23 protein-coding genes and 1 tRNA gene are annotated in these 25,168 nt (G+C 63.6%); 5 read left to right on the forward strand and 19 right to left on the reverse strand.

Features of this window, described 5'->3' with window-relative positions; genetic code table 11:
* Positions 1-56: 56 nt before the first annotated feature.
* The 11 genes from parC to rpoZ form a co-directional block, all read right to left on the reverse strand.
* Positions 57-2,315, reverse strand: coding sequence for a DNA topoisomerase IV subunit A (parC, locus tag NLM33_RS08850; protein WP_254095700.1), 2,259 nt, complete (start codon positions 2,313-2,315; stop codon positions 57-59).
* 60 nt (positions 2,316-2,375) lie between these two features.
* Complete coding sequence (locus NLM33_RS08855) at positions 2,376-2,651, reverse strand: hypothetical protein (protein ID WP_254095701.1); 276 nt, start codon at positions 2,649-2,651, stop codon at positions 2,376-2,378.
* A gap of 106 nt (positions 2,652-2,757) precedes the next feature.
* Positions 2,758-3,507 (reverse strand): DNA repair protein RecO, encoded by a 750-nt coding sequence (recO, locus tag NLM33_RS08860; protein ID WP_254095702.1) that lies wholly within the window; start codon positions 3,505-3,507, stop codon positions 2,758-2,760.
* 147 nt (positions 3,508-3,654) lie between these two features.
* Positions 3,655-4,035 carry a hypothetical protein gene (locus NLM33_RS08865; protein WP_254095703.1) on the reverse strand — a complete coding sequence of 127 codons (381 nt, stop codon included), beginning with the start codon at positions 4,033-4,035 and terminating at the stop codon, positions 3,655-3,657.
* A 22-nt stretch (positions 4,036-4,057) separates the two neighbouring features.
* A complete protein-coding gene (gene era, locus NLM33_RS08870) occupies positions 4,058-4,984 on the reverse strand; it encodes a GTPase Era (RefSeq protein ID WP_254095704.1) in 927 nt (308 codons plus the stop codon).
* Positions 4,974-5,789 (reverse strand): ribonuclease III, encoded by an 816-nt coding sequence (rnc, locus tag NLM33_RS08875; protein WP_254095705.1) that lies wholly within the window; start codon positions 5,787-5,789, stop codon positions 4,974-4,976. Before rnc ends, era begins: the two co-directional genes overlap by 11 nt.
* Positions 5,786-6,547, reverse strand: a complete 762-nt coding sequence (gene lepB / locus NLM33_RS08880) for a signal peptidase I (protein ID WP_027522931.1) — start codon at positions 6,545-6,547, stop codon at positions 5,786-5,788. The genes rnc and lepB overlap by 4 nt, the downstream gene beginning before the upstream one ends.
* Before the next feature lie 251 nt (positions 6,548-6,798).
* The gene (acpS, locus tag NLM33_RS08885; protein ID WP_254095706.1) at positions 6,799-7,218 is read right to left on the reverse strand and encodes a holo-ACP synthase; all 420 of its coding nucleotides are present in this window, start codon (positions 7,216-7,218) and stop codon (positions 6,799-6,801) included.
* Positions 7,215-7,967, reverse strand: a complete 753-nt coding sequence (locus NLM33_RS08890; RefSeq protein WP_254095707.1) for a pyridoxine 5'-phosphate synthase — start codon at positions 7,965-7,967, stop codon at positions 7,215-7,217. The genes acpS and NLM33_RS08890 overlap by 4 nt, the downstream gene beginning before the upstream one ends.
* A 39-nt stretch (positions 7,968-8,006) precedes the next feature.
* Positions 8,007-10,292 (reverse strand): bifunctional (p)ppGpp synthetase/guanosine-3',5'-bis(diphosphate) 3'-pyrophosphohydrolase, encoded by a 2,286-nt coding sequence (locus NLM33_RS08895; RefSeq protein ID WP_254095708.1) that lies wholly within the window; start codon positions 10,290-10,292, stop codon positions 8,007-8,009.
* Between the two features lie 220 nt (positions 10,293-10,512).
* Positions 10,513-10,905 carry a DNA-directed RNA polymerase subunit omega gene (gene rpoZ, locus NLM33_RS08900; protein ID WP_027522935.1) on the reverse strand — a complete coding sequence of 131 codons (393 nt, stop codon included), beginning with the start codon at positions 10,903-10,905 and terminating at the stop codon, positions 10,513-10,515.
* A 326-nt stretch (positions 10,906-11,231) separates the two neighbouring features.
* On the opposite strand from rpoZ, the gene NLM33_RS08905 reads away from it, so the two are divergent.
* Positions 11,232-11,876, forward strand: coding sequence for an NYN domain-containing protein (locus NLM33_RS08905; RefSeq protein ID WP_254095709.1), 645 nt, complete (start codon positions 11,232-11,234; stop codon positions 11,874-11,876).
* Positions 11,857-12,531 carry a uracil-DNA glycosylase gene (locus NLM33_RS08910; RefSeq protein WP_254095710.1) on the forward strand — a complete coding sequence of 225 codons (675 nt, stop codon included), beginning with the start codon at positions 11,857-11,859 and terminating at the stop codon, positions 12,529-12,531. Before NLM33_RS08905 ends, NLM33_RS08910 begins: the two co-directional genes overlap by 20 nt.
* Here NLM33_RS08910 and NLM33_RS08915 read toward each other — a convergent pair.
* From NLM33_RS08915 to dapA, 4 genes are read right to left on the reverse strand one after another with little or no spacing between them, the layout of a single operon-like run.
* On the reverse strand, positions 12,528-13,109 hold the full coding sequence (locus NLM33_RS08915) for a peroxiredoxin (RefSeq protein ID WP_254095711.1): 582 nt from the start codon (positions 13,107-13,109) through the stop codon (positions 12,528-12,530). The genes NLM33_RS08910 and NLM33_RS08915 overlap by 4 nt on opposite strands.
* Before the next feature lie 4 nt (positions 13,110-13,113).
* Positions 13,114-13,587, reverse strand: a complete 474-nt coding sequence (gene smpB / locus NLM33_RS08920; protein ID WP_254095712.1) for an SsrA-binding protein SmpB — start codon at positions 13,585-13,587, stop codon at positions 13,114-13,116.
* Between the two features lie 59 nt (positions 13,588-13,646).
* On the reverse strand, positions 13,647-14,090 hold the full coding sequence (gene mscL, locus NLM33_RS08925) for a large conductance mechanosensitive channel protein MscL (protein ID WP_254095713.1): 444 nt from the start codon (positions 14,088-14,090) through the stop codon (positions 13,647-13,649).
* Positions 14,091-14,117: 27 nt separating this feature from the next.
* Positions 14,118-15,008 carry a 4-hydroxy-tetrahydrodipicolinate synthase gene (gene dapA / locus NLM33_RS08930; RefSeq protein WP_254095714.1) on the reverse strand — a complete coding sequence of 297 codons (891 nt, stop codon included), beginning with the start codon at positions 15,006-15,008 and terminating at the stop codon, positions 14,118-14,120.
* Between the two features lie 281 nt (positions 15,009-15,289).
* Between dapA and NLM33_RS08935 the strand changes: the two genes are divergently transcribed.
* Positions 15,290-17,725 (forward strand): lytic transglycosylase domain-containing protein, encoded by a 2,436-nt coding sequence (locus NLM33_RS08935; protein WP_254105692.1) that lies wholly within the window; start codon positions 15,290-15,292, stop codon positions 17,723-17,725.
* Between the two features lie 205 nt (positions 17,726-17,930).
* Positions 17,931-18,221, forward strand: a complete 291-nt coding sequence (locus NLM33_RS08940; protein WP_254095715.1) for a DUF3551 domain-containing protein — start codon at positions 17,931-17,933, stop codon at positions 18,219-18,221.
* Positions 18,222-18,298: 77 nt separating this feature from the next.
* On the opposite strand, the gene NLM33_RS08945 is transcribed toward NLM33_RS08940, so the two are convergent.
* From NLM33_RS08945 to NLM33_RS08955, 3 genes are all read right to left on the reverse strand, one after another.
* Positions 18,299-18,610, reverse strand: coding sequence for a DUF3551 domain-containing protein (locus tag NLM33_RS08945; RefSeq protein WP_254095716.1), 312 nt, complete (start codon positions 18,608-18,610; stop codon positions 18,299-18,301).
* Positions 18,611-18,743: 133 nt separating this feature from the next.
* Entirely contained in the window at positions 18,744-20,300 is a 1,557-nt protein-coding gene (locus NLM33_RS08950; protein ID WP_254095717.1) for a porin, read from the reverse strand.
* Between the two features lie 654 nt (positions 20,301-20,954).
* Positions 20,955-21,048: transfer RNA gene (locus NLM33_RS08955), tRNA-Ser, on the reverse strand.
* 347 nt (positions 21,049-21,395) lie between these two features.
* Between NLM33_RS08955 and NLM33_RS08960 the strand changes: the two genes are divergently transcribed.
* Positions 21,396-23,405 (forward strand): tetratricopeptide repeat protein, encoded by a 2,010-nt coding sequence (locus NLM33_RS08960; protein ID WP_254095718.1) that lies wholly within the window; start codon positions 21,396-21,398, stop codon positions 23,403-23,405.
* A 74-nt stretch (positions 23,406-23,479) separates the two neighbouring features.
* Here NLM33_RS08960 and NLM33_RS08965 read toward each other — a convergent pair whose 3' ends face one another.
* Positions 23,480-23,746: a hypothetical protein gene (locus NLM33_RS08965; RefSeq protein WP_254095719.1), complete on the reverse strand. Its 267-nt coding sequence runs from the start codon at positions 23,744-23,746 to the stop codon at positions 23,480-23,482.
* Positions 23,747-25,168: the final 1,422 nt, after the last annotated feature.

Below are 25,168 nucleotides of genomic sequence, written 5' to 3' on the forward strand. Positions count from 1 at the left end.
CCCGCTTTCGCGGGCGATCACAGCAGTCTGCGAGGCAATAGCTCTGCGCGGTCCCCCTAACCGATCAACCGCCCGAACTTGTTCGACTTCGGGAAGCCCTTCGGCGGCATGCGACCGGCGTCGGCGCGGGTGCCCTGCCACTCGGCGAGCTCCTTCATGGTCGCGCTGAACTCGCGGCCGGCGGAGTCCTTCCAGGTCAGGCCCGCCTTGGCGTCGAACACGGCGATGTCGGACAGGCCGCCGTCCTTGTATTTCTGAAGCCGCACGCCGCGGCCGCGGGCCATCTCCGGCACCTGGTCGAGCGGGAAGATCAGCATCTTGCGGTTCTCCCCGATGACCGCGATGGTGTCACCGAGCACCTCCGTGACAGCGCGCGCCTCGTTCGGCATCTCGACGTTGAGGACCTGCTTGCCCTTCTTGGTGGTGCCGACGCAATCGTCCTCGTTGACGACGAAAGCCTGGCCCTCGTGGCTGGCGACCAGGAATTTGCGGCCGCCCTTGTTGACGAACAACGCGACGGGGGCGGCCTCCTGCTCGAGGTCGATGAACAGGCGGATCGGCTCGCCATGGCCGCGGCCGCCCGGCAGCTTCGCAACGTCCAGCGAGTAGAACTTGCCGTTGGTCGCAAACAGCAGGAGCTTCGAGGTCGTCTCGGCGAAGAAGGCAAAGCCGAGCTTGTCGTCCTGCTTGAAGGCAAGCCCCGACAAATCCTCGACATGGCCTTTCATCGTCCGGATCCAGCCCTTGTCGGAGACGACGACCGTGACCGGCTCGCGCTCGACGAAGGCTTCCTCGATCGCGGCAAGGTCGTGCTCGGGCGCGTCGGCAAAGGTGGTGCGGCGCTTGCCGAGCGGCGTCTTGGGTCCGAACATGTCGCGGACCTTGCCGACCTGCTCGCCGACCTTCTTCCACTGCTCGGCTTCCGAGGCGAGCAGGCCTTCGATACCCTTCAATTCCTTGCGCAGATCCCTGTCTTCATTGCGGATCTCCATTTCCTCGAGCCTGCGCAAGTTGCGCAAACGCATGTTGAGGATGGCCTCGGCCTGGACTTCGGTGAGCTTGAACGCCTTGATCAACGCCGGCTTCGGCTCGTCCTCGGTGCGGATGATCTTGATCACCTTGTCGAGGTTCAGATAGGCGACCAAATGTCCGCCAAGGACCTCCAGCCGGTGCTCGATCTGGCTCTTGCGGAAGTTGGAGCGGCGGATCAGCACGTCGCGCAGATGGTCGAGCCATTCGCGCAGGCACTCCGCGAGCCCCACCACCTTGGGGATACGGCCTTTGATCAGCACGTTCAGATTCAGCGGAATCTTGCTTTCGAGCTCGGTCAGCCGGAACAGCGATTCCATCATCAAGGCGGGATCGACGTTCTTCGACTTCGGCTCGATCACGAGACGGACGTCTTCGGCGGATTCGTCACGGACTTCGCCGACGAGCGGCAGCTTCTTCTGATCCAGAAGCTCGGAAATCTTCTCGACCAGCCGCGACTTCTGCACCAGCCAGGGGATTTCCGTGACGACGACCACCCAGGTGCCGCGAGCGCCCTCCTCCTGCTCCCATTTGGAGCGGACGCGGAAGGAGCCACGGCCGGTGGTGTAGGCTTCCGCGATCGCCTGCTTGGAATCGACGATGATGCCGCCGGTCGGGAAATCCGGGCCCTTCACCCACTTCAGCAGAGCCTTGGATTTCGCGTCGGGCTTCTCGATCAGATGCAGCGCCGCATCGCAGAGCTCGGCTGCGTTGTGCGGCGGTATCGAGGTCGCCATGCCGACCGCGATGCCTTGCGCGCCGTTGGCGAGCAGGTTCGGGAAGCCGCCGGGCAGCACGATCGGCTCTTTCGACTGGCCGTCGTAATTGGGCCGGAATTCGACGCCGTCCTCGTCGATGCCATCGAGCAGAAGCCGCGCGACATCCGTCATGCGCGCTTCGGTGTAGCGGTAGGCGGCCGGATTATCGCCGTCGATATTGCCAAAGTTGCCCTGGCCGTCGACCAGCGGGTAGCGCGAGGAGAAATCCTGCGCGAGGCGCACCATGGCGTCGTAGATCGCCTGGTCGCCATGCGGATGGAACGAGCCCATCACGTCGCCGACGATTTTTGCGGACTTCTTGAAGGCCGTGCCGGGGTCCAGCCTGAGCAGGCGCATGCCGTAGAGGATGCGCCGGTGTACCGGCTTCAGACCGTCGCGCGCATCGGGCAGCGCGCGGTGCATGATGGTGGAGAGCGCATAGGCGAGATAGCGCTCTTCGAGCGCGTCCCGCAGAGGCACCTCGTGAATTTCGGCCGGCTTCTCCGGCGGAATCAGTCGTTTTCCCATGCCGCCCGGTTAAACCGTGGAAGCGAATCGGGCAAGGATCGATTGGTTCCCTGTGGGCGGCTATTGCCCGGCCCAGCCTGCCGTCACCGTCTGCGTGGTTTGCGGGGTTTTGGCCTGCACGGGCGCATTGGCGAGGCAGCGGCGGGCGGCCTCGATCTCGGCGTCCGTCGCGCCGTGGGACCTGGCCCATGTCTCTGCGGCGACTGCCGAATATTTCGCAACATAGTACCGCACGACGGTGCAGGAGGCGCGGCGAAACAGGCCGGGCTGCTCAGCAGCCATTGCGTCTGGCGCCAGCGCAAGCAGCGCGGCGGATACCACGAATCCTCTAATCATGCGGAATTCCCCAGTGGAACCAAACCGACCAAACCGGCCAACCCACTTAGCGCGATTTGGTTCCACCTTTCACCGGCCGATCAGGCGGGGCAGAGGCGCGCTCCGCTCATGGCGAGGCAATCGCCTTGGCCTGCTGCCGCGTCAACGCATTGAGGAAGCCGCTTCGGGCGTCCGAATGGCCCTGCCCGCGCGGCTCCAGGACGTGGCGGAGCAGGAACAGGCCGGTGAGCCGAAAGCCATCCTGGAGGTCCTGGTCGGTGAGCTCGCTCGCCGTTTCGCCCTGCCGCAGGAACGGCGGCAGCCGCAGCAGCCGGTCGCGCCACGGCTCGCCGGCGGAGCGCGACACCGCGCCGCCGGATTTCGGCGAGACGTAGATCAGGTCCGTGGTCTCGCCGGTCACCGCGCAATTCTCCAGCGCCAGGCCGAAGCCGAGTTCGGCGAGCATCGCGAGCTCGAAATGGATGATGTGCACGGCCGCCCCGCCGATGTCGTCGAAGTCATCGAGCGCGTGCTCGAGCTGCGCAAAGATCTCCTCGTGCGGATCGCGCTCGGGCAACAGCCGCGCCAGCGAGGCCAGATGCGTGACGCCATAGACGCCGTGCGAGGACGCAAGCAGCCCCGCCGCCCGCAACCGCAGGCCTTCGATCGCATAGGTGCCGAGATGCTCGTCCAGCCGCGCCCGCCACACCGCGCGCACGCTGTTGCCGGGCTGGAGCAGCGGCCGCATCCGCGAGCTGGCCCCGCCGCGCACGAGCCCGAGATGCCGCCCGCGCGCGCGCGTCAGGAGCTCGACGATGGCGCTGGTCTCGCCATGCCGCCGCACACCCAGCACGATGCCGTCGTCGGTCCATTCCATGGAACAGACTCTACCGCATTTCATGCGTGCGTAGGGTGGGCAAAGCCAAGCGTGCCCACCAATTTGATCAACGAGCCGACGGCCAGTCGTGGTGGGCACGGCGCGCGAAGAACGCGCCTTTGCCACCCTACGGCATCGCGCGAGAGCTCACGCGTTGAACCAGCCCTGCGCGTCGCCGGTGAAGGAGAAATAGAGCCCGATCGTCGTCAGCACGCAGGACACGATCTCGATGCCGCTGTCGAGCTCGACGCCCTTCTCGCCGATGATCTGCGCAAGCGAGATCGCCGACAGCACGAGGGCCGCCGCCAGCACCCAGCGCGGCCAGTTCTTGCGCTTTTGCGCCGCCAGCCAGACGAAATAGACCAGCAGCAGGATCATCCCGCCAGCGATCAGCGTCGCCGTCGTGATCATCTGGTCCGTCATGTCGGGGTTCGGCGTGCGGTCCTGGAACGCGACCGACAGCGCATCCAGCATCAACGATGCGTAAAGCAGCACTTCAAAGCGCAGGACGTTGCGGGGCACGCTCATCACCAACCCATCTTCTTCTTGTTCATTCTTTGGGGAATTCCAGGCCCATTTCCCGATAACGGTCGGGATCGTCGCCCCAGTTCTCGCGCACCTTGACGAACAGGAAGAGATGCACGGGCACGCCGAGAATATCGATGAGTTCTTTGCGCGATTCCGCGCCGATCGACTTGATGGTAGCGCCGCCCTTGCCGAGCACGATCTTGCGCTGGCTCTCGCGCTCGACGTAGATCGTCTGCTCGATGCGCACCGACTTGTCCTTGCGCTCCTCCCATTTCTCGGTCTCGACCGTGGACTGGTAGGGCAATTCCTGGTGCAGCTTCTGATAGATCTTTTCCCGCGTGATCTCGGCCGCGAGCTGCCGCATCGGCGCATCCGACATCTGGTCCTCGGGATAGAGGAACGGACCTGCCGGCACCATCTCGGCAAGCGCATGCCGAATGTCGTCGACGCCATCGCCCGACAGCGCTGAGATCATGAAGGTCTTTGCAAAGCGAATGCGCTCGTTCGCCGCCTGCGCCAGCGCGAGGAGCTTCTCGCGCTGCACCAGATCGACCTTGTTGAGCACCAAAATCTTCTCGTGAGCGACGCTTGCGACCTTGGCGAGGATCGCCTCGGCCTCCTCGTCGAGGCCGGCCTTGGCGTCGAGCAGCACGCAGACGAGATCGGCGTCATGCGCCCCGCTCCAGGCGGTCGACACCATGGCCCGATCGAGCCGCCGCTTCGGCGAGAAGATGCCGGGCGTATCGACCAGAATGATTTGCGCATTGTCCTCGATGACGATGCCACGGATCAGCGCCCGCGTCGTCTGCACCTTGCGCGAGACGATCGTGACCTTCGCGCCGACCAGCGCATTAACCAGCGTGGATTTGCCGACATTGGGGGCACCGATCAGCGCCACGAAGCCGCAGCGCGTCGCGGGCACCGCCCCATCGTTCGATTCAGCCGTCATTGCCGCCGCCAACACCTTCGCGTTCGATCATGACGGAGGCTGCGACCTTCTCCGCCGCGCGCTTGCTGCCGCCAATGCCTTCCGCCGACTCCAGCCCCGGCAGATCCACGGCGACGCGGAACTGCGGATCGTGATGCGGCCCGGTGCGCTCAACCTCGCGATAAACCGGTGTCGGCAAGCCCTTCCCCTGCGCCCATTCCTGGAGCACGGTCTTGGGATCGCGCAGCGGCCGCCGCGGCTTGTGCATGCGCTCGGTCCAGTTGCGCTTGACGAACTCGGCCGCGGCCGCATGCCCGCCGTCGAGATAGATGGCGCCGATCACGGCTTCGCAGATGTCGCCGAGCACGGATTTGCGCAAGCGGGCGTCGGCGGCGGGGCCGACGCTGCCGAGCTTGATGTCCTCGACGAGGCCCAGCAGCTTCGCAACGTCGGCGCAGCTCTCCTTGCGCACGAGTTCGGCGAGCCGCTTCGACAGCTCGCCTTCATCCGCGCTCGGGAAGGCGTGATAGAGCATGTCGGAGACGACGAGCCCGAGCACGTGGTCGCCCAGAAATTCCAGCCGCTGGTAGCTGTCGCCGCGCTTGCGTCCCGACTTGAGAGCGGACACGTGCGTGATCGCCTGGATCAGCAGGTTCGGATCGGCAAAATTATGCCCGATGCGCGCCTCGAGCGCCGCGTTCGCGCCCTTGGCCTTGCCGCTCCTCGCCCGCTTCTTCTTTGCGGGAGCCTTGGGAGCAGCTTCGGCGTCAGGGCTCGCAGCGGCCTCGATCGGTTGGATTGCGATGTCCTTGGCTTCGTCTTTCATCGGACGATTTTGAACATTCGGTTCCAGCGCACCGCCCAGGGCCAGCGCCAGAACATCCAGGCATGCTCGCCTTCGGCGATGGAAAAGAAGATCATCTGGGCACGGCCGATCAGATTCTCCTGCGGCACGTAGCCCACCGCCGACTGCACGCGGCTGTCGGTCGAGTTGTCACGGTTGTCGCCCATCATGAAGAAGTGGCCGGCAGGCACCGTGTAGACGTTGGTGTTGTCGTAGAAGCCGTTGTCGACGCAGTCGAGCGTCTCGTAGGTGACGCCGTTCGGCAGCGTCTCCTTCCAGCGCTTCACCCGTGCGGTAGCGTCCGACGAGCCACAGGGGTCTTCGCCGACGAAGTCGCTCAAGCGTTCGCGCTGCACGGGCACGTCGTTGATGTAGAGCAGCCCTTCCTTCATCTGGACGCGGTCGCCGGGCAGCCCGATCACGCGCTTGATGTAATCGGTGGTGTCGTCCTTCGGCAGACGGAACACGACGATGTCGCCGCGGTTCGGGTCCGAGCCGAAGACGCGTCCCGAGAACAGCGGCGGCGAGAACGGGATCGAGTAATGGCTATAGCCGTAGGAATATTTCGACACGAACAGGTAATCGCCGACCAGCAGCGTCGCCTTCATCGAGCCGGAGGGGATGTTGAACGGCTGAAACAGGAACGTACGGATCACCAGCGCGATCAGGAGAGCGTGGATGACAACCCGGACGGTTTCGCCGAGGCCGCTCTCAGATTTGGTTCCTGAAGTCACGCTCATTGCTTTCCCAATTCCGGTCCCGCGGTCACGGAACGCCCGTTCCCGCGCATAGCCCCGTCGCTTTGCGGCGTAAGGAGATTGTCCTGATTCTGATAGTGAGGGCCAATTCCGGCGTAAAGCCGAATTTGCCCCGGCTGATTTTGTGCCGGCGAACTTTTAGACGGTTGTCGGCAGCCACGCAATCAAGGGCCGCATCAACAATATGCAAAGAACTGATTTTATTGGATTATTTTAATTTACCGGCCCGCAGATCAAGGTTTTGACAGCGGCACGGCTGAAATGATGACGAAGGCCTGGGCGAGCGGCCAGTCGTCGGTGATCGACAGGTCGATCCGCGGCTCGAAGCCCTCCGGCGTCAGCGCCTTCAGCCGGGCCAGCGCCCCGCCGGTCAGTTGCATGGTCGGCCGCCCCCCGGGCAGGTTGACCACCCCCATGTCGCGCCACCAGACGCCGCGCCGGATGCCGGTCCCGAGCGCCTTGGAGCAGGCCTCCTTGGCGGCGAACCGTTTGGCATAGGTCGCCACCACCATTTTCTCGTTCTTGGCGCGGCGCTCCGCCTTGGCGCGCTCGGCCTCGGTGAAGATGCGGTCGAGGAAGCGCTCGCCATGGCGCTCGATCACCTTGGCGACGCGGGTGATGTCGATCAGGTCGGAGCCGATGCCGATGATCATGCCTTGCTCCGGCCGCGGTCCATCGCGGCGCGCATGCTGCGCACCGTCTCGGCAAGGCCGACGAACAACGCCTCGCCGATCATGTAGTAGCCGATGTTCAACTCGACGATCTCCGGAAGCGCGGAGATCTTCTCCGCCGTCGCATAGTCGAGCCCATGGCCGGCATGGACCTCGAGGCCCGCGGCGCGCGCCAGCCTGGCGCCGGCCACGATGCGCTGCCATTCGGCCTCGGCCTTGTCAGTGTGTCCGTCGACCACGGCGTCGCACCACGCACCGGTATGGATCTCGATCACGGGCGCGCGCAGTCGCGCCGCCATCTCGATCTGCTTGGGATCGGCGGCGATGAACAGCGACACGCGGATGCCGGCGTCGTTCAGCCGGGCGATGAACGGTGCCAGCGCATTGTGCTGTCCGACCACATCGAGCCCGCCTTCGGTCGTCACCTCCTGGCGGCGCTCCGGCACCAGGCAAACCGCATGCGGCTTGGTGGCAAGCGAGATGCGCATCATGTCGTCGGTCGCCGCCATCTCGAAATTGAGCGGCTTCGAGATTTCCGCCTTCAGCCGCGCCATGTCCTCGTCGCGGATATGCCGGCGGTCTTCGCGCAAGTGTGCGGTGATGCCGTCGGCGCCGGCCTCGATCACCAGCAAAGCGGCGCGCACCGGATCGGGATTGCGGCCGCCCCGCGCGTTACGCAGGGTCGCGACATGGTCGACATTGACGCCGAGGCGAAGCGGAGGAACGGGCATGGCGAGGCTCACGTAGTCGGAGGGACAGGCAAACTCAGCCTATCCATTAACACGTTCGACGCGCGCGACGACCGCCTTCGCGCGCAACTGGGCTATGATCGCGCTCAGGTGCTTCAGGTCATAGACCTCGAGATCGATGGTCGTCTCGGTGAAGTCCGGCGAGCGGCGCTGCATGCTGATATTGTCGATGTTGCCGTCGTGCTCGGCGATCACGGTCGCGATCTGCGCAAGCGCGCCGGGCTCGTTGACGTTCTCGACCTTGATGCGGGCCGGGAAGCGCTGCGGAGTGGTGTCCTCGATGTCCCAGCGCACGTCGAGCCAGCGCTCCGGCTCCTCCTCGAAATCCTTCAAGGCCGGCGCCTGGATCGGATAGATGGTGATGCCCTCGCCCGGCGTGACGATACCGACGATGCGGTCGCCCGGCACGGCGCCGCCGTTCGGCGCGAACTTCACCGGCAGGTCGGAATTGATGCCGCGGATCGGGATTGCGGTCGGGGGGCGCGGCGTCCCCGGCACCACGGTCTCCTTGAGCTTGGCAGCCAGCCCCTTCTTGGCGTAGCGCCCAACCCGCTCTTCCTTGTAGTCGGGATACATGGCCCGCGCGACGTCAGAGGCCTTGATCTCGCCCCGGCCGACTGCCGCCATCACGTCCTCGATCGAGGAGCGGGCAAGCCGCGGCAGCGCGCCCTTCAGCTTGTCGTCGGCGTAGTCGATCTTGGCGCGCTCGAACAAGCGCTCGACGATACGCCGGCCGAGGCCGGCATATTGGTCGCGGACTGCGGTGCGTGTGGCGCGCCGGATCGCCGCGCGCGCCTTGCCGGTGACGGCAAGCGATTCCCAGGCCGACGGCGGCGCCGACTGCGCCTCCGAGGTCAGGACCTCGACCTCGTCGCCGTTCTGAAGCTCGGAGGACAGCGGCGCGAACTTGCCGTTGATCTTGCAGCCCACCGCGCTGTTGCCGACGTCGGTGTGCACCGCATAGGCGAAGTCGACCACATTAGCATGGCGCGGCAGCGCGATCAGCTTGCCCTTAGGGGTGAAGCAGAACACCTGGTCGTGGAACAATTCGAGCTTGGTGTGCTCGAGGAATTCCTCGGGATTGGTGCTCTCGGAAAGAATTCCAACGGTGTGGCGCAGCCACGCAAACGCATTGGACTCGCGCTTCAGGAACTCCGTCGGCGAGCCGGCGCCCTCCTTGTAGAAGACGTGCGCGGCGATGCCGCGCTCGGCGATCTGGTCCATCTCCTCGGTGCGGATCTGGAGCTCGACGCGCTGGTTGCCGGGGCCGATCACCGTGGTGTGGATCGAGCGGTAGTCGTTCTGCTTGGGCGTCGAGATGTAGTCCTTGAAGCGGCCAGGCACGACCGGCCAGGTCGTGTGGACGATGCCGAGCGCGCGGTAGCAGGCCTCGACATCGTTGACCACGACACGGAAGCCGAAGATGTCGGACAACTGCTCGAAGCCGACCGACTTACGCTCCATCTTGGTCCAGATCGAGAACGGCTTCTTGCGGCGGCCGTAAACGCGCGCACCGAGGCCCCTGTGGCGCAGATTGTTGGAGAGCTGAGCCTCGATCTCGCCGATCAAATTGCGGTTGCGCTCGGCCAGCGCATCGAGCCGCTGCATCACCACGTTGTAGGCTTCGGGATCGAGTGTGCGGAAGGACAGGTCCTCCAGCTCCTCACGCATCTCCTGCATACCCATGCGGCCAGCGAGCGGCGCGTAGATGTCGAGCGTCTCCTCGGCGATCCGGCGGCGCGATGCCGGCGGCACGAATTCCAGAGTGCGCATGTTGTGCAGGCGGTCGGCGAGCTTGACCAGAAGGACGCGGACGTCGTCGGCGATCGCCAGCAGGAGCTTGCGCAGGTTCTCGGCCTGCTTGGCCTCGCGCGACACCAGCTCCAGCCGCTTCAGCTTGGTCAGGCCCTCGACTAGCGCGCCGATCTCGGGGCCGAAGATCTGGTCGATCTCGGCGCGGGTCGCCTCGGTGTCCTCGATCGTGTCGTGCAATAGCGCCGCGACGATGGTGGCGTCGTCGAGCTTCAGGTCGGTGAGGATCGCCGCCACTTCGAGCGGATGGGAGAAGTATGGGTCGCCCGAGGCACGGGTCTGCGAACCGTGCGCCTTCATGGCGTAAACATAAGCGCGGTTCAGCAGGTCTTCGTTGGTGTTGGGGTTATAGGACCTGACGCGCTCGACGAGGTCATATTGCCTCATCATGCGCGCCCGCGGCTTTGAGGGCCGCGCCGCCGGCGCAGTCGGGGCCACGGCGACCGATTCGGTCGCGGCCTCCATCTGCGTAAATTTGCGACGCCGATACACCATCTCTGCCCGCGTCTTCCTGCCTTCAAACGAACCAGGAACTGGCCCGTTGTATACATCCTAACGCCGATCGTGCGCGTGTCCGACACTATCGGAAACGGCGCTCGCTAGCGCGCTATGCCGGCGCTATGGTAACCACGAAAAGGTCAACAAAAGCAAAGGCCCGAACGCGGGTTCGGGCCTTTGATGAAATCAAAATTTCGTCGGCGCGGCGCAAGGACGATTACTCGTCCTCCTCGGGCTGCTCCTCCGGCGGCGCGAGGCCCTCAAGGCCCTTCAGGAGCTCCTCTTCCGTCATGCGTTCGACAGCGACCTCGGTATCGTCGGCATCGACGCTGGCGCCAGCGGAACCGATCAAGGGCACGGTATCGGGCTCAGGCTCATCCACCTCGACGAATTTCTGGAGGGAGTGGACGAGCTCCTCGCGCAGATCCTCCGGCGAAATGGTCTGGTCGGCAATTTCGCGCAAAGAAACAACTGGGTTCTTGTCGTTATCGCGGTCAACCGTTAGTTGTGAACCGGATGAAATCATGCGGGCGCGGTGGGCGGCCAGCAGGACGAGGTCAAACCGGTTGTCGACCTTGTCGATACAATCTTCTACGGTGACGCGAGCCATTAGACTGTCGCTCCGCTCTAGGGTGGGTCAAAACATGTGGATGATGTGGGCTAGTTATAGAGGCCGGGGCGGTTTCGCAAGATCATTTTGTGATTTGGCCTCGCCAAACGCCTTTGATAACCCCACATTGGGGCTAGAATCGGCGTTTCCCGGGTCGCCAAGGAGGGCGGTACCGGACGGGCCGACCGCCATAACTATACCTTGGTTTGCCCCGAGTTCTCCGGATTTACTGCTACGACGGGTTTTGGCAGCCTCTTGATCTGCGCGGATTGCTGCCGTCGCGCCAACAATAAACGATTGAACACGAACATTACGCGAGCAACTGAATGTCACCTTCTCCAACCAACAAGATCGCGCTCTTCATCGATGGGGCCAATCTGTACGCGACGGCAAAAACGCTGGGTTTCGATATCGATTACAAGCGCCTGCTGAAGGAATTTCAGAGCCGCGGGACGCTTCTACGCGCCTTTTACTACACCGCCATCATCGAGGATCAGGAATACTCCTCGATACGTCCCCTGATCGACTGGCTCGACTACAACGGCTACACCGTCGTCACCAAGGCCACGAAAGAATTCATCGACGCCAGCGGCCGCCGCAAGGTCAAGGGCAACATGGATATCGAGCTCGCGGTGGACGCCATGGAGCTCGCCGAGCACATCGACCAGATGGTGCTGTTCTCCGGTGACGGCGATTTCCGATCTTTGGTCGAGGCCGTGCAGCGCCGCGGCGTGCGCGTCACCGTCATCTCCACCATCGCCAGCCAGCCACCGATGATCGCCGACGAGCTGCGCCGCCAGGCGGACGTCTTCACCGACCTCGTCGAGCTTCAGTCCAAGCTTGGTCGCGACCCGTCCGAACGCCCGGCTCCGCGCGAGCGGGGCGATCGCGAAGCACGTCATCACGCCCCGCAGTTCCTCCAGCGCGCGACCACGATGGCGCCGAGGGGCGATGACGACTTCGACGAGTGAAGCGACCCGGTTAAGCCGCGAGGCCCCCACCGTCGTACCCGACCGTGACTGTCCACTCTGTCCGCGCTTGGTCGCCTTTCGCGAGGCGAACCGGGCGCGTGAGCCGTCTTGGCACAACGCGCCGGTTGCTCCCTTTGGCGACATCAAGGCGCGCCTTCTGATCGTCGGTCTCGCACCCGGGATGCAGGGCGCGAACCGCACGGGTCGCCCGTTCACGGGCGACTATGCCGGCGACCTGCTCTACGCAACGCTGATCGAATTCGGGTTTGCCAAGGGGACCTATCGGGCGCGGCCCGACGACGGCCTGAAGCTGGTCGACTGCCGGATCGCCAATGCAGTGCATTGCGTGCCGCCACAGAACAAGCCGCTGCCGGCAGAAATCAACACCTGCCGCCCCTTCCTCGCCGCGAACCTCGAGACGATGCCGAACCTGCGCGCCATCGTCGCGCTGGGGCGGATTGCGCATGATACCGTGCTCAAGCCGCTGGGCCTGAAGGGCGCGCAAGCGCCGTTCGGTCACGGCGCGGTGCACCAGGCGGGCGCGCTCCGGCTGTACGACAGCTATCATTGCTCCCGCTACAACACGAACACCGGCGTGCTGACGCCGGCGATGTTCCGCAAGGTCTTTGCGAAGGTGAAGGCGGACTTAGATTAGGTCCTCGCCGGATTGGCCTTCAGCCAGTCCAGCACGTCGGCGGCGTTCCGATCGGGCGGGAACACCGGATAGAATACGTGCGTGACTTTCGCGTCGTCGATGATCAGCGCGAGCCGCTTGATCAGCGTCAGCCCGGCAATCTCCATCGTCGGCAGATTGAGCACGCGGGTCAGCGCGAGCTTCTCGTCTGACAGCACCGGGAACGGCAGATGCAGCCGCGAGGCCATCTCGGTCTGGTAGTCGTTACTCTGGGTCGAGAGGCCGAACACATGGGACGCGCCGGCTGCCTTCAGCTCGGCGAAGAGATCGCGGAACGCGCAGGTCTGCGGCGTGCAGCCGCGCGCGCCTGGGATCATGTCCCAGTCGTCGACCAGCGCGATCTTGCCGGGCTCGCCGGTGCGTGGATAGCCGAACACCACGGTGCGGCCGCTGAGCGCCGATAGCGTCACTGACGTATCGTCGGTCGCGCGCAGGCTCACCGGCGGAACTATCATCCCTTTCAGATGCGCCGCGCCGCCATCGTCTGTCGGCGCCGGGATCTTGCTCCAGTCGACCTCTAGCAGGTTTCGCTGGTTCATCGCCTCATCCCCTCGCCCGCATCAGCCGGCCCTTCTCCCGGCCCCAGTCGCGCTTCTTCTCGGATTCGCGCTTGTCGTGCAGCTTCTTGCCCTTGGCGACCGCCAACTGCAATTTCGCCCGCCCGCGCTCGTTGAAGTAAAGCTTGAGCGGGATCAGCGTCATGCCCTCGCGGTCGACCGCGCCGATCAGCTTGTTGATCTGCCGGCGGTGGAGCAGCAGCTTTCGCGGCCGCTTGGGCTCGTGGTTGAAGCGGTTGCCCTGGAGATATTCGGGAATGGTGGCGTTGATCAGCCAGATCTCGCCGTCCTTCGAATCGGCGTAGGATTCCGCGATCGTGCTCTTGCCGTTGCGGATCGATTTGACCTCGGTGCCGGTCAGTGCAATGCCCGCCTCGACCGTATCCTCGATGGCGTAATTGAAACGGGCCTTGCGATTTTCCGCCATGACCTTGATCGGGCGTTCGTTCTTGTCGGCCATGGAAAATAAACCTGATCGAGATACGCGCAGACGCTAACAGTTTGGACGAAGCGTGCGCGTCAAGACTTCTTGAGGAGATCGCGGATCTCGGTCAGCAGCTCGACCTCGGCCGAAGGCTTCGGCGGAGCGGCGGGCGCCGCCTCCTCCTTGCGCTTCAGCTTGTTCATGGCGCGGATCACCAGGAACAGCACGAAGGCAATGATGATGAAGTTGATCGTCAGCGTGAGGAAGCTACCCCAAGCCAAGACGGCCCCCTGCTTTTTCGCGTCCGCAAGAACGCTGGCGGTGACCTTGCTCGACAGCGGCGTAAAGTAATTCGAGAAGTCGAGTCCCCCGGTGGCCGCGCCGATGATCGGCATGATCACGTCGCCGACCAGCGAGTTCACGATGGCGCCGAAGGCCGCGCCGATGATGACGCCGACCGCGAGATCGACGACGTTGCCCTTCATGGCAAACTCGCGGAACTCCTGGAGCATCTGCATGCCCTTTTCCTCGACGCTCATGAACCAGTCCCCCCGGGAACGTTGACGTCAGTTGATCAGGCCTGCATGGACCATGGCGCTGCGCACCGCGACGCGGGTCGGCTCGGACACCGGCACCATCGGCAGCCGCAGCGTCTCGTCCATCTTGCCGAGGAGCGACAGCGCATATTTGATTGGCGCCGGATTGCTCTCGATGAAGAGGTTATTGTGCAGCGGCATCAGCTTGTCGTGCAACTTTAAGGCGGTTGCGTGATCGCCCTTCTGCCAGGCGGTGTGGAATTCCGAGCACAGGCGCGGCGCGACATTGGAGGTCACCGAGATACAGCCATGGCCGCCATGCGCCATGTAGCCGAGCACGGTCGCATCCTCGCCCGAGAGCTGGTTGAAATCCTCGCCCATCGCGGCGCGCTGCTGCGACACCCGCACCATGCTGGCGGTCGCGTCCTTGACGCCGGCGATGTTCTTCAAGTCCCACAGCCGCTTCATGGTGTCGACCGACATGTCGATCACCGAGCGCGGCGGGATGTTGTAGATGATGATCGGAATTCCAATCGCATCGTTGATCGCCTTGAAGTGCTGGTAGAGCCCTTCCTGGGTCGGCTTGTTGTAGTAGGGCGTCACCACCAGCACGGCGTTGGCGCCCGCCTTCTCGGCGTGCTGGGCGAGCTCGATCGCTTCCTTGGTGGAGTTGGAGCCGGCGCCGGCGATGACGGGCACCCGCCCCTTGGCCTCCTGGATGCACCATTCGACGACCTTCTTGTGCTCGTCATGGCTGAGCGTCGGGCTCTCGCCGGTGGTGCCAACCGGAACCAGGCCGTGGGTGCCCTCGGCGATCTGCCAGTTGACCAGCGAGCGGAACGCGGCCTCGTCCAGCGAGCCGTTCTTGAACGGCGTGACCAAGGCGGTAAACGACCCCCGGAACTTCGTCTTGGCTGCCATGGGCTTTCTCCGTACGCGTGCTGGCCTGAAAAGAGGCTTCTTTCATATCGGGTCTAACGGGCCGGTAAAAGGCCCGGTCCAAGGTGACGCACCGTTTAGGCCGCGATTTTGCCGCGGTGATGGTCCAAACACGGCCGCAGTAAGCGGCTGTTGGTATTTTTTCCGCATATTCAATCAAATACAGCTAAGTCTTGAGCCACTTGAACGATTCGGGGCGACGAAACGCCGTGACCTCCAGCGCCCGTGCCGCATGGCGATCCACTGGTCTGATCATGTGCCTGATGGCAGGGCTGTCGGTCGGCTGCGCCGCTTTGGCCAAATCCAACGAGACGACCGCAGAAGGCGTCAAGGAAACTGCCAAGGAGGCCGCCAAGCCTGCCACCAAGGATACCGCGAAGGGACCCGCCAAAGGATCGACCAAGGGAACCGGCAAGGAGACGGGCAAGGAAGCAACCAAGGGGGCGAGCAAGGGGGCAGCAGTCTCTCCCGCCAAGGACGCCGCGAAGAAGTCAGCCAAGGATGCCGGCAAGGATGCCGGCAAGGAACTCGGCAAGGACAAGCCCAAGCCCGCGGCAGCGGCCAAGCCCGCGGCAGCGGCCAAACCCGCGGCAGCAGCCCCCGCGCCAAGATCACAGCCGGCCGCCAACGGTTCTCCCCCCAAAGCCGCACCCGCGCCGGCCGTGACGGCCACCGTCAGACCTGCTGCCGCGGTCCCCAAACCGATCGCAGCTCCCGTGCTGGCACCGGCAACGCGCCAGCATGCCGCACCACGCAAGCCCGTCACGCCGGCCGCAGTCGCTGCGACCTCATCGACTTCGCAGGCCGACAAGGACACGCTGGAGAACGTCATCGAGCTCGTGCGCAAGCACAGGCCGGGCGATGCCACCGACAATGCGGCCACCATCTCGGATCCGGTCGCGCGAAAACTCGCCGAATGGATCATCCTGCGCAGCGACGACAATGGCGCCAGCGTCGAGCGCTACCGCGCCTTCATCAGCGCCAATCCGAGCTGGCCGTCGCAAACCTTCCTGCGCCGCCGCCTCGAAGCCGCGCTTTGGGACGACCGGCGCGAGGATACGGTCGCCTGGTCGTGGTTCGAGAACGAATCCCCGGTCTCCGCCAAGGGCCGCTTCTCGCTGGCCCGGGCGATGCTGGCGCGCGGCGACCGCGCCAATGCCGAGCGCCTCGTGCGCGAGGCCTGGCGCAGCGATCCGATGTCGGAGGAGACCGAGAACAACGCACTCGACCAGTTCGGCGCGCTGCTCACGCCGGGCGACCAGAAGGCACGGATGGACACGCTGCTCTATGGCAGCGAGCACGAGGCCGCGCTGCGCGCCGCCAAACGGCTCGGCGCGGGCTATGTGGCGCTCGCCAAGGCCCGCATCGCCTCCTCCAAGAAGGCGCCCAACACGCGCGCCTTGCTCGAAGCCGTGCCGCACGAACTGCATGGCGATCCCGGCTTCATCTTCAGCAAGATCCAGCTCCTGCGCCGCGAGGAGAAGTTCGCGGAAGCCGCGCAACTGATGCTCTCGGCGCCGAAGGATCCGAATCGGCTCTACAATCTCGACGAATGGTGGATCGAGCGGCGCCTGATCGCGCGCAAGATGATCGACACCGAGGAATTCCGCAGCGCCTATCTGATCGCGCGCGACGCGGCCCTGCCCTCGCGCGACATCTACAAGACCGAGCAGGAATTCACCGCGGGCTGGATCGCGCTCCGATTCCTCAATGATCCCGCAGCCGCCGCCCAGCACTTTGCCCGCATTGGCGTCGGCAGCGTCAATCCGACCACGCTGGCGCGCGCCGGCTACTGGCAGGGCCGTGCGGCGGAAGCCGCCGGCCGCCAGCAGGACGCGCGCAACGCTTATGCACGCGCGGCCGAGCAGTCGACGAGCTACTATGGCCAGCTTGCGCGGGCAAAACTCGGCCTGCCGCAGATCGAGCTCAACAGCGCGCCGCGCGGCCGCGGCGCCGAGCGGCTGGAAATCGTGCGCGCCGCGCAACTGCTCTACGAGCTCGACGAGCGCGAGATCGCGGTCCCGATGCTCGCCGACATGGGCGAGAACGGCGATCCCGAGGCCCTTGCCGGCCTCGGCGAGCTGACCCAGCGCTACAGCGACGCGCGCAGCATGCTGCTGCTCGGCAAGGCCGCGCTCAACCGCGGGCTGCCCTTCGACTTTTACGCCTATCCGGTCAACGGCATCCCGCAGTTCAGCCAGATCGGACCCGAGGTCGAGCGCAGCATCGTCTACGCGATCGCACGGCAGGAAAGCGCATTCAATCCCGCGGTGGTGTCGCCGGCGCAGGCCTACGGGCTGATGCAGGTGACGCCGGACGCTGCGCGCTATGTCTGCAAGCGACACGGCGCGACCTACGATCTGTCGCGGCTGAAGAACGATTCGGTCTACAACGCCACGCTTGGCGCGGCCGAGCTCGGCGGCCTGCTCGAGGACTACCGCGGCTCTTACATCATGACCTTCGCGGCCTATAACGCCGGCCGTGGCAGCGTGAAGAAGTGGGTCGAGCGCTACGGCGACCCGCGCGAGTCCAAGATCGACGCGGTTGACTGGGTCGAGCTGATCCCGTTCTCCGAAACGCGCAACTACGTGCAGCGCATCATGGAGAACCTTCAAGTCTACCGCGCGCGCTTCGGCGGTGGGACGCGGCTGCAAATCGATGCAGACCTGCACAGAGGCACGACCGGCAGCGTCGAGTAGCTGCTCGGCGCCGCGTTGGCTGCACCACTTCGGTGCATGTTACAAAGTCGATGGGCGACCGGCTGCGGCTTGCGCGGAGCGCATTCTCCGCGCCGGCTCGGCCGAACGAATGGACCGCGCAAATCGTACGTGCGACATCTCACATTCGAGATGAGCCCCCACAGATAAGCTGATTGGTGGGCACCACGAACCCGGAGACGCCTTTATGTCCCGTCTGATTTGTACACTGACTGCCTTGGCCCTGCTGCTGCCAGGACTTGTGTTACCAGGACTTGCCGTCACCAGCGCGCCGGCTCACGCCAAGAGTCGCTATCATGCCCCTCCGCAGGCCGCGGCCCAGGACCGCTACTGCCTGCAAGGACGGCGTTGGGGATACCCGGGCAATTGCCAATTCGCCACTTATAGCCAGTGCATGGCGACCGCATCGGGCACGATTGACGCCTGCGGCTTGAATCCCACCTACGCCTTCCAGGAATGGAAGGGACCCAAGTGGTAGCGATTCAACGATCCGCATCGGGTGCGAGCTTGCAGCAAGGCTGGTGAGCCATACCGGCCACAACCGGACGTCGTTCGTCACCACATCCGGCTCGGAGCCGGCCTGCCGGGAGCCCGGGCTGCGCCCGTTGTCGTCGACTGGGACCAATATGGGTTGTCCATGCACATCGCCGATAGTCCCGCCGCGGCCGCCTTGCACGCCTCCCAGGAGGGATAGCTGCAGTACACCGTGCTGCTGCCACCCCACTCCCACTTCTGGAGGCAGACGGGATATCTGGGATCGTAGCGTTCGGCCATGGCTGGCGCAGGAGCGAGGATCGTGGCGCCGCCCATGATCACCGCGCCGAGCACGCCAATCATCGCTGTCGTCCGAATTGTCCAACTGCTCACCGTCGAATCTCCAACTCCGCTCCCTCCACCGGAAAGAAGCCGTTACGTCCGAGACAATATACGCCGCAGCGTCCGCCAAGAAAAACCCCGGCGGTTGCCCGCCGGGGTTCTCTGATCGGTCGAGAGATTGATCTTAGAAGTTGCGCTGAGCGCGAAGCAGCATGGTGACGCTGTTCTGGTCCCTCAACTCATACGTGGCCTGCGGCTTGGCAAACGTCGCAGGAGGTGTAACGAAGACAGTACCAGAGTACTTCTGGTCCAGATGCGTCCAGTTGACGTCGGCGGTGAAGGCCAAGTTCTTGAGCGGGGTCCAAACGACGTTGGCACCGACTACAGCGAAATTAAAGTCGGGGTTGCAGTTGCCGGTCAGACCAAGCGACGCCACAGCGTTGGCGCAGATCGCGGTCGTGGCAAGAGAGCCGTAATCAACCACGCCATAGGCACCGTAGATGCCGCTCGCCCAGTTCGGCGACCAGTTGTGGGTGTAGCCACCGCGGAAGCCCCAAGTCTTCACAGTTTCAAGGCTGCTTCCGTTCACGAACACTGCATCGCCAATGGCGGCGAAGCCGAGGCTCTGGTAAGCACCAGGGGTGCTCGTGCCACCAAACATCGCGATGCCGGTCGGGAACAAGCTCTGGAAGTTATAGCGGCTTGCACCGTCCGTATAGACGGCCTGCAGGTTGATGCTGTCGCCGGGTCCAGTCGGAATGTTCTTGATCGACAACGACGCCTGAACGGCCCAACCCCACTTATCCGACGGGTGACCGCTGACTTCAGTCGAACCGTAGTAGCTAGCATGGTTGTCATGCGCCACTGCGGAGAACTGGAACAGACCCCAAGCCTGGTCGACACGGACTGCACCGACGATGTCGGGAGCAACCATGCCGGCGCCGATGCTGGGCGCGCCGTAACCCCCGAAGAAGTTCACAACGCCCGCCGTCACGCTCGGCGACGTCCCACCCGGGAATGACAGGTTCCAGATGTTCGTCGTGTCGTACACGGTCGGATCCTGCAACGCCACCGAACCGGTGATGCCCTGGCCGAAGTCAGCCGTGTAGGCCACCTGGTTCACGCCGGTGACATGGTTGGAACCGCCCGGCATGGTGTCGGGACCGCCAGCCGGATAGCTCTGCCACGGTGCGTCGAAGATCGACACCGTGCGACCGAAGGTGAAGCCAGCGAACTGGATGAACGCGTGGTAGAGACCGAGCGAAGCGCCGCCAATGGTGCCGGTGGTGCTGTTGTAAAGCGTCGCGCCGCCGCTCGTGTTGAAAGATGTGCCAGGCGCAACGTTCCCAGCACCGACGTACGAACCACCGGTCCAGGTGAAGACCATGTCCGCGTAGGTGCGAACCACGCCGTACTCGGTCGCAGTGCGGGTATCGACCGTGAGGTCCATACGGGCGCGGCTGGTGAAGTTATTGCGAAGACGGTTCTGCGCGCCATCCGGTGCGCCGGTGTTAAAACCGTAGTCGTTGCCGCTGTTGACCATCAGGTCGGCGCGCACATAACCGCCGAACTTGATGCAGGTGTCAGTGCCCGGCATATAGTAGAATCCGGCACCGTACAGGGAGCAGATCTTCACGTATTCGACCGCCTTGGCCTTCACGGGGAGATCGGCTGCCTGAGCTCCGCCAACGGCGATGAGACCCGCCGCTGAACCGAGCAAAAGGCTCTTAACCAACTTCATGTTAAACCTCCAAGTTTGCTCTATAGGGAAGGTTCCGGATCCGCTGGGTGACGACACCCTAAGGTTGGTTCCCTTGTCCCTTTAACTCACCGCTTAGCCGCTTCGCGCCTTCGGACACACCCGCATGAACGCGAGGGACTTAAGCGAACCACCTAAAACGGGACGACCTCGGGATGCCCCCCTCCGTCGCCTGGTCACAATTACCGAACGTCCTTGCACACACAACAACAGAACGCTCCGAACCGGCCCTACGAAGCGCGTTTTCCAACGGGTGTTGCACAAATAACACGCAGATGTGATTGCAGCGCGCCCGTAAGTAATTGTTTTCCATATTCTTTTCGAAGCAGTTCCAAATGGCGTCAAAATTTCCCGCCGTGAAGCGATGGGAGCGTCCGCTCGCTGTGGCGTCCTTGCGACGCACTCGAATCGGAGAATCGGCAACCGACTCGGAATGGCTGCTGGATGATCTCGTCACCGCGCCGTTCGACCGCCGGGCGCAGTGGTTTTAGCGAGCGCGACGCCGATATCCCGGGCCGACCAAGGACAGAGTGCGATTTCCCGCAAGGGGCTAGCTGCCGCCGGCCGGACTTATCCGGACTCTATATTGTGCAGAGATTTTGCGGGGGATTGCAGCGGCGCGCCAGGCTTCACGGCTGGCGGAGACGGAGGGATTCGAACCCTCGATAGGCCTTTACAAGCCTATAACGGTTTAGCAAACCGCCGCCTTCAGCCACTCGGCCACGTCTCCGGCTTCGCCGGGTATGCCCGACCCCGCGGCGAGCCGCAAGCGGCAGAATTGAGGCTGGCGGGTTTCTTTACAGATGAAAGCTTTGACGGCGACGGAAACCAAGGACGGGTCGGGACTGGCTGACGTCCAGAGCGCCGGCCGTCGTCCCGCCCTCACAGCTTGTAGCCGTCGCGTCAGTCGGCCGGAATCGAAAATTGTCGCGCACGAAATCTCGGCACAAGCACGGAAGTTTCGTGCCTTGAAGCACGAGCGGCGCGGCCGTTGTTCTCTCCAGCAAAGGCGACTAGAGTTTTTGCGCCAGTTCGCCAAAGCACAGACCCGTCATCAGGGTCCAGAAACCCAATCACATGTCGCAGCAAAGCCGCAACAAGGGAGCTTCGGCCCCCTCCTCACTCCATCGGTCGGCTTTTCTGGACCAGGCAATTGCGGCGCAGCGTTCGGGCAATCTGTCGGATGCGGAACGGGCCTACACGACCATCCTGAGGGGAAGCAGAACGCATCCCATCGCGCTCCACATGCTGGGGCTGTTGCACGCCCAGCGCGGCAATTTCGCGGACGCCGAGCCATTGCTCAAGAAGGCTGCCCGCGTCGACGCCGGCAATCCCGACGTTCTTTTCAACTATGCCAACGTGCTGCGTGCATTGGACAAGACAGACGATGCGCTCGCTTGGCTTGCGAAAGTGATTGCCCTGTCGCCGAACTTCGCCGATGCGCATCTCAATCGCGGAGCGATCCTGATGGCACGGCAGGAGCTGCACGGCGCAATCTCGGATTTTGATCGCGCCATTGCGATCGCACCATCGAGCGCAGCGTTCGCAAACCGGGGCAGTGCGTTCCAGCAGCTCGGTCAGCTCGACGAAGCGCATGACAGCTACCGACGCGCCGTGGAGCTTGCACCGTCGAATCCACAGAACCATTTCGTCTTGTCCGAGGTCCTTACCCAAATGGGCCGACACGACGAAGCGATCGGAGCGCTCGAAAGAACGGTCGCACTGAACAAGGCCTTCCCGTTCGCCTTGAGCAAGCTCGTTGCTTCCACGCGGAAGCGTGCCGACTGGCGCGGATTCGAACGTGAACAGGCCGCCTTGGACGAGGCCGTCGAATCCGGCGTGCCGATCGACCCCTTCACCTACTTTCATGCCTCGTCGTCTCCCGCACACCAATTGACCTGTGCGAAGACATATGTCGCCAACGTCGCCCCGGAACGAGATGCGGCGAGACCCAGAACGCCGTCATCGGTTTCCCGGCTGCGGGTCGCGTACATGTCTGCCGATTTTTACAGTCACGCCACCGCGCATTTGATGGCCGGACTTTTCGAGGAGCACGACCGCGAGCGCTTCGACGTCAGCGCCATCTCCTACGGACCGGATGATCAGAGCAAGATGCGCGACCGCCTCAAGGCCGCATTCGAACGCTTTGAAGACGTCAGCCATCTTACCGACGAGGACGTGGTCAAGCTGATACGCCAGCTCGACATTGAGGTCCTCGTCGATCTCGGAGGCTTCACCGCCGGTGCGCGGCCGAAAATCCTCGCGCAGCGGGCGGCTCCCATCCAGGTCAACTATCTAGGCTTTCCCGGCACGATGGGCGCGTCATATATCGACTACGTGATGGCCGACCGGATCGTCATCCCCGAAGGAGAGCAGAAACATTACGCCGAGAAGGTGATTTATCTCCCCGACAGCTATCAGGCGACCGACGCGAGGCGGCCGCTCCTGCCAAACGTACCGGCCCGGAGCGAGGTCGGACTGGCGGACGATGCATTCGTCTACTGTGCTTTCCACAGAACTCTCAAGATCACGCCCGTGCTGTTCGATGTCTGGATGCGGCTGCTGACCAGGACCGCCGGCAGCGTCCTTTGGCTGCTTGATGGGGACCCGCTCGCCAGGGAGAACCTGAGGCGTGAAGCTGTTGCCCGCGGCATCGCCGCCGAGAGGATCGTGTTCGCCCCAAGCGCCCCTGCCGACGAACACTTGGCGCGTCATCAGCTCGCCGATCTGTCCCTGGATACGTTGCCCTACAACGCCCATACCGCGGCCAGCGACGCCCTTTGGGCTGGCTTGCCGGTCCTGACCTGCCTCGGCACCGCCTTTGCCGGACGTGTTGCAGCCAGTCTCCTGAATGCCGTCGGCCTTCCTGAGCTGGTGACGCGATCGCTGGACGAATATGAGGCTTTGGCGCTTCGGATCGCGCACGATTCCGAACTTCGAGCCGCCCTCAAGAGCAAGCTGGCGACGCATCGGTCCACTTGGCCCCTCTTCGATACTGTCGGCATGACGCGACACATCGAAAAGGCCTTCACTGAAATGTGGCGCCGGCATTTCGCTGGCGAAGCGCCGGCCTCGTTTGCCGTCTAAATCTCATCGTGGGGCGCCTTGGCGCGATCGTACCGATCGGTCAAAGCTCGGTTCCCTACGGCCGAGTGAACCGGTCAGTGCGCGGTGACCCAGGCCCTCGCCTCGCGCTGCGCGGCCGCGATGTCGGCATCCGACATCTGCCCGGCAACTTCCTGGCGAAGCGCGATCGCGTCCTTGCGGCCCTTCGACGCCGCGAGGTTGAACCATTTATGCGCGGCGATGAGATCGACGAGGCCGGAGCGGCCGCTCGCCCAATACATACCCCGCTCGAACAGCACGTCCGACAACGCGGTCGCGTCGATCGGCGTCGCGGTCTCCAGATCGAAAGTCCCCTGAAACATGTCGCATCCCCTTTATTGTTGTGCCGCCTCGTTCCCCCGAGCGCGGCTCCCGTCCAAACTGTTCAACTCGTCCCCATGCCGTTCTTGCCGGCTTGTTGAGGGCGATCTTGGCGAGCAAATTTGAATGGCAGTTTAAGTATCGCGATGAAGGGGACGTAAACGCGAGGCCACCCGGCGCGGCCGCGAGAATGCAAGAAGTCCGGGATTCTCAGGCACTTCTGCGATTCGTCAGACTTGGTTTACCGTTCCGATTTTCGGACAATGATAACCATCGCGCGCGGTGAGGCGTGCATGATCGTAGCTGCACTCTGAGCTGTCATTCCCTGCGACCCGGCTACGCCAAGGCTTCGCCGAGGCGTGAGGTCTTGGCTCGCCGAAGCTTCAGCGAAGGCGGCGAGCCGGGCGATGATGCCGGAGTGTGAGCGCGCAGTCAGGCCACGGCGATCGCGAGCCTGTTCGGCTGCACTGTCACGTCGTCTGGGATCTGTGAAAAATGAAAAGGCCGGCGAGCATCCCGGCTACTCGAACGAGGGCGTCGGCGAACACGTCAGGACCAGATTTCATTTTGGCCGCGAGGCTACTCATGAAATTGCGGGGCCGATAAAGGCGAACCGCACCGAACGAAGAAAACTTGTTTCTTCTGCCGGACCGGACCTTAACGAGCAAGCTCGGCAAGGAAGGACGATCCGACCGTTGACCTGATGTCTCGCCGACACCCTCTATCGCCGATCAGAGCCCTGTTGACTGAGACCTGCCCTGCCGGAGGCAAACCAGATCGCAGAAGGCGCTGATGACGTGCCGGCCGTCAGAGAGGCCGGCGACTTCAGAAGCGAAGTTACTTCTTCTTCTTCGCGACCTTGCGGGTCTTCTTCGCAGTCTTCTTCACTGCGCTCTTCGCCTTCTTCGCCTTCTTCGCTTTCTTGGCCATGTTGCCCTCCGATGTGTGAGATGGCTTTAATCGCTGCGTGCACTCGGGGATCGAATGCACTTCATCCCGAATACACCAACACGGCGAAAAAAACATCTTCCCGCTTAAGGAAGTGTTGACGCAGCAAAGCGCGCACGCACTCCGCGCTTCGCGCGCGCGCTCGACGAGTCGTTCGATCGTCTATGCGAAATGTGCCTGCCGCATCGACGCCGGCGAAAGCATCGATTGCAGGAAAACCCTATGCTGCAAGCCCATTCCGCATTCGCACGTTGCGCGCGATCGACGCTCCGTCGCGCGTTGCATCTTGTTCGAAGGCGTACGAAGTAGGTTTCGCGGACTCTGAGTCGCGAATTTTGGCAACGAAAATATTTTCATGCTTAACGGCGCGATCGCTCGGCGGGGTGCGTTCGAAGCCGCCGCTTTCCGCGAATCGATGGCGGCGATTCGGTAGGGCTTGGACGGTGCGATCGAGACGACGTCGGTGTCGCCGCGTG

Origin of the sequence: Bradyrhizobium sp. CCGUVB1N3, assembly GCF_024199925.1 — a bacterium.
Taxonomy (GTDB): Bacteria; Pseudomonadota; Alphaproteobacteria; order Rhizobiales; family Xanthobacteraceae; genus Bradyrhizobium.